Here is an 11,571-nt window from a genome sequence, read left to right on the forward strand (position 1 = left end):
TAGTTTACCTCCGAGAATATAATCTGGAAAATTGACTTACATGATTTTTAAGTTCATTTAATGCCTCTACTTCACATTCAGGCTTTTTGTCAAATTTCGATAGTAATAAGAAAACTGGAGCATAAAAATGTAAGGCTACCGTTTGTGGATTACTTTCAATAAAAACTCCTTGTTCCATAAGAGCTCCAAATAAGGAAGATTGATACTCCAATGCACTTCTAACATACATCTTTAACATGATTTGCTACTTACTACTCATTTTCTTATCTAATGCTAATTATACTTCCAATTATAATACCTTATTTTTATACTGCATCTCGTTCTTTAAAACTTAGTAGTCTGTACGTAAGATAACCTCAAAGGTGGTACCACTTTGATCGGATTTTGTAATCTGTATCTTCCCCTCGTGAAGTTCAACAATCTCCTTGGCAATCGTTAAACCAAGTCCATTTCCTTTGGTTGCATGGGAAGTATCGCCTTGATAAAACTTATCAAAGATGCGTGTCTTCGTATCCTCAGTCATCCCATTTCCTTGATCCGATATCGAAATCTTAAGATTTTTTTTATCTTGGATTACTTGAATATCTATGATGGAATCTGGCGTGGTAAATTTAATAGCATTATCCAATAAATTAATCCATACTTGTTTTAATAACTCTTCATTACCATAAAGAAATATTTCATCACAATCAAACGCTATCTCTATGTTCTTTTCGATCCACCTTTTTTCTAGTAATACAACTACTCTTCGAATTTGTTCACTAACATTAAACCGTGTCTTGTCTGTAACTATTGTTTGATTTTCTATCTTAGATAAATTCAGTACATTCGTTGCTAATTCGCTAAGTCGATCTGATTCATTAATAATAATATCAAGATACTCATCCCTTTCCTCTTTGGTTAAATCATTGTACTTTAGCATCTTGGCAAATCCTCTCATCGATACGATTGGAGTCTTAAACTCATGGGAAAAATTATTAATAAAATCAGATCGAAGTATCTCTATACCACCAAGTTCCTCCGCCATATGATTAAAACTTCTATTTAACTTTTGAAATTCCTTTGGTCCCTTTAATTTTACTCTAACACTAAAATCACCTTCTGCTAAACGATCCGCCGCAGAAACGATTTCTCGTATCGGAGAAAGAGGTATCCTGCTAAATATCATCGATATTATCGTTCCAATTAGTACGCTGACTACCGCAAATACAAAAATCGGGGTCAAGGGCTTTCTTGTTGAAATTGAAGAAAACATTTCAAAATGATTTAACACAATAAATATTCCAAACAACAAAGTCATCGTTACTAACATGATAACAAATATGATAAAAGCAAAGAGTAATGCCAATTTAAAACTTTCGCACTTCTTGCTAACTTTACTCACAATTTTTCACCGCCTTATATCCAATTCCTCGGATTGCTATAATATCAAATTCAGAATAGCCTTCAAAACGCTTTCTCAATCGGTTAATATGCACATTTACCGTAGTATCAACTGTCTCAGACTCCATGCCCCATATCTCATCCATCAATTGAATTCGAGTAAATATTCTATCAGGATAGGACAATAGCTTATATAGCAAATAAAACTCTTTTTGTGGAAGCGTTTGACTCTCCCCCTCTTTCGAAACGGTTAGTGCATCATAATCTAAGGTTATTTTGCCTATGTGAAGCTTGTGTTCATTCACAATCTTAGCACGGCGAAGTAACGCCTTAATACGAAGTAACATTTCATCTTCATTTACAGGCTTTACCATATAGTCATCAGTCCCAGCTAGAAATCCTTTGCATTTATCTTCTGGTAATTGTTTCGCTGTTACCATAAGAATTGGTGTATTGTCATTACTACCGCGTAATTGCTTTGTAAACTCATACCCGTCCATCTTTGGCATCATGACATCAAGAATAATCAAGTCAATATGTTGTTTATCCATCAATTCTAACGCACTAACCCCATTGTCTGCACAAAAAACTTCGTATCCTGCATGCATTAGAACTGCTTTCATTAACCTAGCCGTATTCTTATCATCTTCTACGACCAATATTTGAAACATAGTATCGTTCCTCCTTAAGCAAACTATAATTAGTGTATAAAACACATCTTTTATCAGAAGTTGAATAACTTTTTCTTTTCAGTCTTATTATAACACGAAAGATAAACCTAAAATTAACAAAATTTCATAGCATGTTTATTTTTAGTCCCTTATTCTAATTTTCAATACGACAGTACTACTTCCCCACAACAATCAGAAAATGGAACATTACTCAAGCTACAAATAGGTAGCTCACTTCTCCCTTACAGGTAAAAAATAGAGCAGATATTCCGATTATCAGTTAAGAGGTGCATGAAAGAATACCTTATATGAAATTGAATAAAAACTTCATTTAAGTTATATTATATCATGGAAGATAAACCTAAAAGTAAATAAACTTTCACGGAATAGTTTATTTTCAGTTTCTCATTACTATATATAATACGTCAGTAATGGCTTCTCCATAATAAACAGAAAGGTAGATAATAAATTATGCTACAAATTAGGAACATATCCAAAAAATACGCTACGAAGTATCTGGTACAGTCTGCACTTGATGATGTCAGTTTAACACTTCGTGACAATGAATTTGTTGCAATCCTTGGACCAAGTGGTTCTGGTAAAACAACATTATTAAATATCATTGGGGGTTTAGACCGTTATGATAACGGTGATTTAATCATTAATGGTATTTCAACGAAAAAATATAAGGACCGTGACTGGGATTCCTATAGAAATCATACCATTGGTTTTGTATTTCAAAGTTACAACTTAATCCCTCATCAATCCATCTTATCCAATGTAGAATTAGCCCTCACTATTTCCGGTATCTCGAATAAGGAAAGGAAAAGATTATCAAAAGAAGCTCTCGAAAAAGTAGGTCTTGGAAATCAAATTCATAAGAAACCGAATCAACTCTCAGGTGGACAAATGCAGCGTGTGGCAATTGCCAGAGCACTTGTCAATAATCCTGATATCCTTCTTGCTGACGAACCAACAGGAGCACTGGATACAGAAACAAGTATTCTTGTTATGGATTTATTAAAAGAAATTGCCAAAGATAGACTGGTTATCATGGTTACTCATAATCCTGAATTAGCTGAGAAATATGCCACACGTATTGTAAAGCTTCGTGACGGTAAGATAACCGATGACTCCGATCCTTATCAGCCGAATCAACAGGAAGTAACAAAGCCAGAGCACAAAACAATGGGAAAAACTTCAATGTCTTTCCTTACAGCACTATCTCTTAGCTTAAATAACCTAAAAACGAAAAAAGCAAGAACAATTCTTACATCATTTGCAGGAAGTATTGGAATTATTGGTATTGCTCTAATCCTAGCACTTTCTAGTGGTATCAATACCTATATTGAAACCGTACAAAAAGATACCCTATCTACTTATCCAATCAGCATTGAGAGAGAAAGTATCGATATGACTTCTATGATGACGACGATGATGGAACAAAATACATCGAATGGTGTGGAACATGATTTAGATAAAATATATTCAAATAATATAGTTACCAGTATGTTTTCCACCTTAAGTCAGGAAACAAAAGCGAATGATTTAGGAACATTTAAAAAATATATTGAACGTGGAGATTCCAAGATACTCGATTCTGTTTCTACAATCCAATACGGTTATGATTTGGATTTACAAATCTTTAGTTCAGATACATCAAATGGTGTAACACAATTAAATCCAAGTGAATTGTTAAACAAATCTGGAATGGGCGGAATGAGTGGTATGAGCGCCCCAGGAATGGGTATGACGTCTTCCGATGTATTTTCAGAGATGTTAGGAAATAAAGAACTATTAGAATCTCAATATGATGTTCTTGCGGGGCGTTTTCCAGAGGAAGGTGCTTATAACGAAGTCGTACTGGTCGTTGATAAAAATAATGAAATCAGTGACTTAGCTCTTTACACCTTGGATTTTATGAATCAGGAAGAATTTAAAAACATTCAAAAAGCATTAGCCAAAGGCAAAGATGTCAAAGAACCTGACCATGCGTCGTTTTCTTACGATGAAGTTTTGAATAAGACTTTTAAATTAGTACTAAATACGGATTACTATGTATATAACAAGGAAACTGGTATTTGGAAGGATATGCGCGATGATCAATCATTTATGAAAAAATTGGTAAATGACTCTCTGGATTTAAAAATTGTTGGTATCCTCAGGCCGAATCCAGAAGCAAGTGCAGCATCCATTCATGGCGAAGTTGGATATACCTCCTCTTTAACAGAATATATCATCAATAAAATTAATAACAGTGACATCACAAAAACTCAACTTGCAGATAAAGAAACGAATGTTTTTACGAATATGCCTTTTGATATGAATGGATATATGAAAAACATAACAATGAAAGAAATCAATGATTTCGTGAAAACATTGTCTGAAGAGGAGCAACAACAATTTAAAATGCTAAGCTCAACTATGACGGAAGAGGAAATTATTTCTATCTTCGGAGAACAAATTCGCTCTGCTGCTGGTAAGGAAGCAACCTATGAAGACAACATAGCACAGTTAGGAATCGTAAATCTAGACCAACCTTCAACTATTAACCTCTATCCTATTAACTTTGAAGCGAAAGATGCTATTGCGAAAATCATTGAAGATTATAATACAACCCAGAAAGACGCTGGCCATGAAGAGATGACCATTAACTATACCGATTTCGTTGGACTTATGATGTCATCTATTACAACTATCATCGATATGATTAGTTATGTTTTAATAGGTTTTGTAGCAATTTCACTTGTCGTTTCCTCTATAATGATTGGAATTATCACCTACATTTCTGTTCTGGAGCGAACAAAAGAGATTGGTATTTTACGAAGTATAGGAGCTTCAAAACGTAATATTTCCAGTATCTTTAACGCAGAAACATTAATTATTGGATTTACCTCAGGTATGCTTGGTATTATTATTTCTCTCTTACTATTAATACCGATAAACGCGATTATTGCTTCATTATCAGGAATTTCTAAAATTGCAGTATTACCATGGGGCTATGCAATCGTACTTGTAGTTATCAGTATGATATTAACATTAATTGCAGGTTTAATTCCTTCTAAGAAAGCAGCTAAGAAAGATCCTGTAACTGCACTTAGAACAGAGTAATTCTATAGCTATAATGATATTGTAAAATTATCTATTAATTATTAATACAGTAGGTACGCAAAAAACACCGTCGGTTAGTTTCATATTATCCGACGGTGTTTTTGATTATCCATATGCATTGATTAAATAATCGGAACTAAGAGTTCCGATTATCGGGTGGATGACATAAACTTTTAACTTGGTACTCTCTTACTATTGTTAGTAAACTAGTACTTTTCGAGAGTAGTTAGCCGAATTATTTATCTTCTCTAACTAAGAACGTGTTACCGTCCATGTCATAAAAATTAAACATACTTCCATATGGCATAGTTAGAATTTCATCAACCTTAACCTCTTTGTCCAACAATTCCTGATAGGTCTTCTGTATATCATTTGTACTTAATAGGATTGAAGGATGTCCAACATTTGTGTCTGGGTTTTGGCTCATCATTAATTTTTTTTCATATAATACGAATGTTGTAAATGAATCATTCGCTGGTCCAACTTCCAACCACTTCATATTTGGTCCCATCGGTTGTTCTAAACGCACTACAAAATTCATCTTTTCTGTCCAGAAATTTTTTGCTTCCTCTTGATTATTAACATATAACGTAACTTTACCAATATTCTGTATCATTTATTAACCTCCAAATAACGTTATGTCCGCAAATTATTATACTTAACCTGAATTATAAAGTACTCTTTCTTCCATTGCTAATTCGCTAAGTAACTTTATTTACTGCAACAAACATAATAATTTCTTTTATACTAATTAACTTGCTCAAAATTCTCTTTTTTATGAATTATAATTCTAATTCATTCTAAGCTGTCTTACAAATCTAAGATTGTTGTTATTTGATTTAAAATATACAAAGATATCTAAGCTGTTTGCATCCTAAGATATCTAATCTTCTTTTGCATACCCTATAATTTCCAAACCACTAATCTTACATCTTAACTTAAGATACATCACTTTAACAATCGAATCAAGTAAAAAAATTATCTTACACTCTCATTCCTAACCCGATCTATTATATTTCTCATATCGTCTTTTCTCATAGCACCTTGAAAATATCCCTCGATACTTCCCTCTGGATTTATAATAAAAGTTGTAGGATACACGGAAATATTATAGTAATAAGATAAGTATGAGGATTCATCAAATACTACTGGAAACGTATATTTTTTCTCTTCTAAAAATGACATGATTCCTCGTTTTGACTTCTCTTTACCCTCATTTGGAAAAGCGACGCCTAAGATAATTACATCCTCTTGATTACTTCCATATTCCTTATAGATTTCTTCAATATGGGGCATCTCTCTTTTACAAGGTGGGCACCATGTTGCCCAGAAATTAAGAAATACAGTTTTTCCTTTATAATCACTTAATGTATGAGTATTTCCATATTGATCAATTAAAATAAAATCCGGAGCCAGTATGCTCTTAGATTCCCCATTCGAATTTTTTCCTTGAACATAAGTAGGTCTAATAAACTTTGGTGTTGTTATTCCGTTCACTAGAACAAGAAATCCCATAAGCAGTATGATATACCCGCCAATAGTTTTTAGCTTATCCGACTTTAATTTGACTTTTTCCAATAGACTAAGCATCCTATCTGAAAACGCTGCAACGATAAGAAATGGAATAAAACCTAACGTATAGATACCTATAAGTAGGTTTCCCGTCCAAATATTTTGCTTAGTCGACGCTAGTACAAGCACAGAAGCAAGCATTGGTCCTATGCATGGTGTCCATCCAAAACTAAAGGTGAAACCTAATAAATATGCTATGATAGGATTCATCTGATTGGTTTTTATGTGTATCCTCTTTTCTTTTTGTAAAAAAGGTATCTTTATGTCCCCCACGTAAAATAGCCCCATAAGAAAGATAAAGCTACCACCAATTATTAAGAAATACCGTTTATATTCAGTTAAAAAGGTTCGAAAAATTCCTATTCCAGTTCCTAAGAGAAAGAACGTAGTAGAAATTCCTAATACAAATAAGATAGTATTGGTAAATAACACTCTTTTGTTTGAACTTTTGTTTAAACTATTGTTATTAGTATTACTATTTTTAGCACTACTATTATTGCCAATCCTATTTCTATTTGTTTCTATACTGTTTCCATCATTCCGATTACTACTTGATAATATTGCCAAATAAATTGGTAAAAGAGGAATGACACAAGGCGACAAGAAGGATAATACCCCCTCTAAGAATACAATTATAAAATTAATATGATCCATATTCCTCCATTAACTTTTTCTCATACGATTTTGATAATTATAGCTTATCAAACCGTTCGAACGAAAGCAATAGGGCACTTTTTAGTAACGTCCCGATTTATCACACTTTAGATTTTTACTTCCCCATGCAATCATCTCTTCCACCAAAGGTAATAGCGTAAGTCCCTTCTCACTAAGATAGTAATATGATTCGATGCTATTTCCATTGATCTCCTTTTGATTACTTACGATTTCTTGTTTCATAAGTAATTCAAGTTGTTGGATAATCATTTTCCTTGTACAGCCCTCTAACTCTTTTTCTAATTCACCGAAGCGCTTCTTCTCATACTTGATTGTACAGATTATGGTTGCTATCCACTTTTTCCCTAATAAATTCGCAAGTGCTTCAACAGGGCAATCATATGTCTCTTGTTTGATATGAATAATCATTCTCTTACTCCTTGGAAATAAATAATCTGTTTATTATACAAACTGCAAATATAAAAATTCTTGTCTATCTTATTTTATATCATATTGACAAAGTTGACATCATTTTTTTCTCATTGATTTACCAAGCAGGTCATAAATCTTATAAGGATATTGAATAACCTGACTTACAAGGATAAGTAGCCATTTCTCGTTATTCCACATTAGATAAGAAAATATATCTAAGAATGCTAATATTTACATCACAATAACAGATATTTTTTAAACATAACTACTTGACAAAAAAAAATAATAGATTTAAAATGAACAATGTTCATATCGTGGAGGTGAATATAGTGAATAATATAGTTACTTCAAAGGAAATGATCCTATTTGAAAGTCGTAAGATTGTAATGGAAAGAGGTATCTCAGCGATTAATATGCGTACTGTAGCAAATGCTTGCGGGGTGGCTGTCGGTTCTATCTATAACTATTTCCCATCGAAAACAGAACTAATTACCGCAACCGTAGAAGATGTTTGGAAAGATATATTTCATATGTCAGGAGATACATTTGAATTTCTAAATTTTAAAGATTGTCTTCTTTGGCTTTTTGAAAGTATCAATAAAGGATGCAAAAAATATCCTGGATTTTTTAATTTACATTCTATGAGTTTCGCGTCCGAGGATAAAGTTAAGGGACGACAAATGATGGAACATTACTTTGGACATATAAAGCAAAGTCTTTTATATGTTTTAGAACATGATACAAACGTCCGTTCAAACGCATTTAATGATATTTTAACAGCGGATGAATTTGTTAATTTGATCTTTACAACATTTACATCAATGTTACTTCAGAGGCAAGAACATTGTAAAGCTTTACTTGAAATGGTATCACGCTGTATTTACTAAGTTCCTACTTTTACAGGTAGGAAAAATTTCGAACAATACTGAACATAGTTCATTTTAAAGGAGATGTTTTATACGAAAATAAAGAAGAGAAATTTACTTCTATTAGCAAGCGTTGTTTGGTTATTAGCAGGATTTAATATTTTGCGTATAGGAATTATTTCTTACAAAGATAATCTTACAATCATAAACCTTTTTATTTCTATTGTAATATTTATTCTATTTTGGTTTATGGTCTTTGGTAAACTTGTTCGGAAGCACACTTACAGAATTATAAATTATAATGAAGAAAAACAGTTTTTTTTGAAATTTTTTGATATAAAATCTTTTTTCATCATGGCTTTTATGATTTCATTTGGTATAGGGATACGATTATCAAATATTTTCCCTGATTTATATATCGCAGTTTTTTATTCAGGATTAGGAGCAGCTTTATTTTTAGCAGGAATTTTATTTGGATACAACTATTTTACACAGAGGACTGAAAAATAATTTAAAGTGAGGTAAAAAATTATGCAAGCAATTATGGAAACATCGTTTGATGTTATATATCTTATTACAGTAATAACTTTAGGAATCATCATGATTCAAAAAAATCAAGGAAGAAAACAATACCTCTTATTCGGTATTATGGCAGTAACCTTAGGCGTTGGAGATTCTTTTCATTTAGTACCCCGCGCAGTCGCATTATGTACGACAGGATTAGAAAATTATACTACCGCTTTGGGAATTGGAAAATTTATTACATCAATTACTATGACTATTTTCTATATATTACTTTATTATGTTTGGCGTTTACGTTACCAAATCAAAGGGAAACTTGGATTGACTATTTCTATATATATACTGGCTATTGTACGTATCGTATTGTGTTTATTTCCACAAAATGCATGGACAAGTTCAACCTCTCCTTTAAATTGGGCAATATATCGCAATATTCCGTTCGCCTTATTAGGTTTAATCATTATCATTCTGTTTTTCAAAATGGCTAAAGAACATAATGATAGCTCATTTCGTTATATGTGGTTGACCATTGTATTAAGCTTTGCATTTTATATTCCAGTAGTATTATTTGCAGATGTATTTCCACTTGTCGGAATGTTAATGATTCCAAAGACATGCGCTTATGTTTGGACGGTTGTAATTGGATTTCGTGATATGCGCTCAGAATTAAAAGGTGGTAATACAAAATGAAAAAATTATTAAACCTTTCATTGTTCTACTTTATATGCGCTATGATAGGTGGAGTTTTTTATCGTGAATTCACAAAATATATGGGTTTCACTGGAAGAACAACTTTATCATTGGTCCATGTTCATTTACTAGTTTTAGGAACACTATTGTTTATGATTTTAACACTATTTTGTAGAAATACAGACTTACAAAACAATCAAAAATTTAAATTATTTTTAGTACTATATAACATAGGACTACCACTTATGGTAATTATGCTAGTCATTCGTGGTGTAATACAAGTATTAGAATTACAACTTAGCAAAGGTGCTAATGCAGCGGTTTCTGGTATTGCTGGTATTGCACACATCATAATAACAGTTGCATTGGTAATATTGTTCCTAGCGCTAAAAAGCATAATTACTAAATGGGAAAATTAGTTTTGCTAAAATTTTATTCTCAACGTTTTCTATCATAAAAATCTACCAGGGTTATAACATGGTATACAATTTAATATCATTAATACAAAAGTCAGACCTAAAGTCTGACTTTTGTTGCCTTGTATTTTCCTCATATTTTTCTTTATTATCAAAGCCATTTATAATCAAAGCCCCTTCTAACGTTAGGGCAAGAATTCCAATTAATCTATCGCAATTCGGATACTCTTGTCTTTTCGTTTCTCTTTCATGATTTGATTTATTTTCATAGTGTTCTCCTTGTTCCTAATAGTAATCATATACCTATTTTATATAACTTTTTATACTTAGACAATGGAGCCTTTGTTAATTAACAGGTACAAATTTTGACTAATGGTTAAGAGAATTATACTATCCTAACATAAAAAATAAAGCTGTTTCAGAGAAAACAGATATCCCTCCTAAATAGACAAGTAATTATTTCTCTTTTTTATTCAGTAGAACACTTATCAAACTCTTATCCAGCTTTATTTTTATATAACAACCTCAAATAACTTCAATAACTAATTACTTACAGGAACTCTTTATTACTTAGGAAATCTTTGTTACATCAAAAAACTTTTTATTACTTACAGAACTTTTTATTATTACTAAAACTTTTTTTATTCCATAACTTTTTATTATTCTAAAACTTTTTATTTCTTTAGTACAGGATAGCAAACTTCAGTAATTAATTCCTCAGGATTCTTTGTTTCGTGAGGACTTACATGATAGATGCAAAAAGATAATCCATTAAATTCATAACCGTTATCTCTTACCCAATTCGCTACTGCTTCATTTACTTCATTTATTTTCTCGTAACTACCTTTATAGATTGCAGATGCCATTTGAATCGGTGCTACTGTTTTAAATACTACATTCTCTGTATTTTGATAACTACCTTTCACAGACTTTTGCACTTCTACATCCACATCAGATTCTTTGTGCTCTCCGTCATGGAATATAGCCAGAGTATAACATGGATCACCGTTTTGTAAATTAAGATTTGCAGTTTCCTGCATAAGAATCCCCCATAACATTCCCTCATGCACATAGGTAGGTATTACTTTTCTAACGCTTGCAACATATCTTTCTGGTAGTTCTTTTAGTGTAACATTATAGTTCATAACTATACCATCCTTTCTCAACCTATAAATCGTTGTTTCAAGGAGTAGTAAACGACGCTTTGCTTCTTCTGCCTGACCTTGTACTTCAGCTTGTTTTATCTCTAAAAAG

General features: G+C 32.1%; 12 protein-coding genes. 5 read left to right on the top strand and 7 right to left on the bottom strand.

Annotation, left to right across the window (positions count from 1 at the left end; all coding sequences use genetic code 11):
* Positions 1-4: 4 nt before the first annotated feature.
* The 3 genes from RTP52_RS19880 to RTP52_RS19890 all read right to left on the bottom strand — a co-directional run bounded on the left by RTP52_RS19880 (position 5) and on the right by RTP52_RS19890 (position 2,054).
* Positions 5-238, bottom strand: coding sequence for a hypothetical protein (locus tag RTP52_RS19880; RefSeq protein ID WP_312373101.1), 234 nt, complete (start codon positions 236-238; stop codon positions 5-7).
* A 93-nt stretch (positions 239-331) separates the two neighbouring features.
* The gene (locus RTP52_RS19885) at positions 332-1,384 is read right to left on the bottom strand and encodes a HAMP domain-containing sensor histidine kinase (protein ID WP_312103749.1); all 1,053 of its coding nucleotides are present in this window, start codon (positions 1,382-1,384) and stop codon (positions 332-334) included.
* Positions 1,377-2,054: a response regulator transcription factor gene (locus RTP52_RS19890; protein WP_312103746.1), complete on the bottom strand. Its 678-nt coding sequence runs from the start codon at positions 2,052-2,054 to the stop codon at positions 1,377-1,379. The genes RTP52_RS19885 and RTP52_RS19890 overlap by 8 nt, the downstream gene beginning before the upstream one ends.
* A 471-nt stretch (positions 2,055-2,525) precedes the next feature.
* Between RTP52_RS19890 and RTP52_RS19895 the strand changes: the two genes are divergently transcribed.
* The gene (locus tag RTP52_RS19895) at positions 2,526-5,165 is read left to right on the top strand and encodes an ABC transporter ATP-binding protein/permease (RefSeq protein WP_312373104.1); all 2,640 of its coding nucleotides are present in this window, start codon (positions 2,526-2,528) and stop codon (positions 5,163-5,165) included.
* Positions 5,166-5,400: 235 nt separating this feature from the next.
* Here RTP52_RS19895 and RTP52_RS19900 read toward each other — a convergent pair whose 3' ends face one another.
* The 3 genes from RTP52_RS19900 to RTP52_RS19910 all read right to left on the bottom strand — a co-directional run bounded on the left by RTP52_RS19900 (position 5,401) and on the right by RTP52_RS19910 (position 7,820).
* Positions 5,401-5,781, bottom strand: a complete 381-nt coding sequence (locus RTP52_RS19900) for a VOC family protein (RefSeq protein ID WP_312373106.1) — start codon at positions 5,779-5,781, stop codon at positions 5,401-5,403.
* A 362-nt stretch (positions 5,782-6,143) separates the two neighbouring features.
* Positions 6,144-7,391, bottom strand: a complete 1,248-nt coding sequence (locus RTP52_RS19905; protein ID WP_312373108.1) for a cytochrome c biogenesis protein/redoxin — start codon at positions 7,389-7,391, stop codon at positions 6,144-6,146.
* Positions 7,392-7,472: 81 nt separating this feature from the next.
* Positions 7,473-7,820, bottom strand: coding sequence for a winged helix-turn-helix transcriptional regulator (locus RTP52_RS19910; RefSeq protein WP_331661975.1), 348 nt, complete (start codon positions 7,818-7,820; stop codon positions 7,473-7,475).
* A 332-nt stretch (positions 7,821-8,152) separates the two neighbouring features.
* On the opposite strand from RTP52_RS19910, the gene RTP52_RS19915 reads away from it, so the two are divergent.
* The 4 genes from RTP52_RS19915 to RTP52_RS19930 all read left to right on the top strand — a co-directional run bounded on the left by RTP52_RS19915 (position 8,153) and on the right by RTP52_RS19930 (position 10,320).
* Positions 8,153-8,710 (top strand): TetR/AcrR family transcriptional regulator, encoded by a 558-nt coding sequence (locus tag RTP52_RS19915; protein WP_312373110.1) that lies wholly within the window; start codon positions 8,153-8,155, stop codon positions 8,708-8,710.
* A gap of 63 nt (positions 8,711-8,773) precedes the next feature.
* Complete coding sequence (locus tag RTP52_RS19920; RefSeq protein ID WP_312373111.1) at positions 8,774-9,199, top strand: hypothetical protein; 426 nt, start codon at positions 8,774-8,776, stop codon at positions 9,197-9,199.
* Between the two features lie 21 nt (positions 9,200-9,220).
* Positions 9,221-9,901: a hypothetical protein gene (locus RTP52_RS19925; protein ID WP_312373114.1), complete on the top strand. Its 681-nt coding sequence runs from the start codon at positions 9,221-9,223 to the stop codon at positions 9,899-9,901.
* Complete coding sequence (locus RTP52_RS19930) at positions 9,898-10,320, top strand: DUF2871 domain-containing protein (RefSeq protein WP_312373115.1); 423 nt, start codon at positions 9,898-9,900, stop codon at positions 10,318-10,320. The genes RTP52_RS19925 and RTP52_RS19930 overlap by 4 nt, the downstream gene beginning before the upstream one ends.
* A gap of 671 nt (positions 10,321-10,991) precedes the next feature.
* On the opposite strand, the gene RTP52_RS19935 is transcribed toward RTP52_RS19930, so the two are convergent.
* Positions 10,992-11,571: GyrI-like domain-containing protein (locus tag RTP52_RS19935; RefSeq protein WP_312373118.1), on the bottom strand; the 580-nt coding region annotated here is incomplete at its 5' end.

The sequence above is a fragment of the Lachnoclostridium sp. genome, assembly GCF_031997925.1.
Lineage (GTDB): Bacteria > Bacillota > Clostridia > Lachnospirales > Lachnospiraceae > Lachnoclostridium.

Excerpts from the sequence above, each read along its gene's own strand:
- RTP52_RS19910 (WP_331661975.1), bottom strand. The coding sequence starts at position 7,820 with ATGATTATTCATATCAAACAAGAGACATATGATTGCCCTGTTGAAGCA.
- RTP52_RS19880 (WP_312373101.1), bottom strand. The coding sequence starts at position 238 with ATGTTAAAGATGTATGTTAGAAGTGCATTGGAGTATCAATCTTCCTTA.
- RTP52_RS19900 (WP_312373106.1), bottom strand. The coding sequence starts at position 5,781 with ATGATACAGAATATTGGTAAAGTTACGTTATATGTTAATAATCAAGAG.
- RTP52_RS19905 (WP_312373108.1), bottom strand. The coding sequence starts at position 7,391 with ATGGATCATATTAATTTTATAATTGTATTCTTAGAGGGGGTATTATCC.
- RTP52_RS19930 (WP_312373115.1), top strand. The coding sequence starts at position 9,898 with ATGAAAAAATTATTAAACCTTTCATTGTTCTACTTTATATGCGCTATG.
- RTP52_RS19925 (WP_312373114.1), top strand. The coding sequence starts at position 9,221 with ATGCAAGCAATTATGGAAACATCGTTTGATGTTATATATCTTATTACA.
- RTP52_RS19920 (WP_312373111.1), top strand. The coding sequence starts at position 8,774 with ATGTTTTATACGAAAATAAAGAAGAGAAATTTACTTCTATTAGCAAGC.
- RTP52_RS19895 (WP_312373104.1), top strand. The coding sequence starts at position 2,526 with ATGCTACAAATTAGGAACATATCCAAAAAATACGCTACGAAGTATCTG.
- RTP52_RS19890 (WP_312103746.1), bottom strand. The coding sequence starts at position 2,054 with ATGTTTCAAATATTGGTCGTAGAAGATGATAAGAATACGGCTAGGTTA.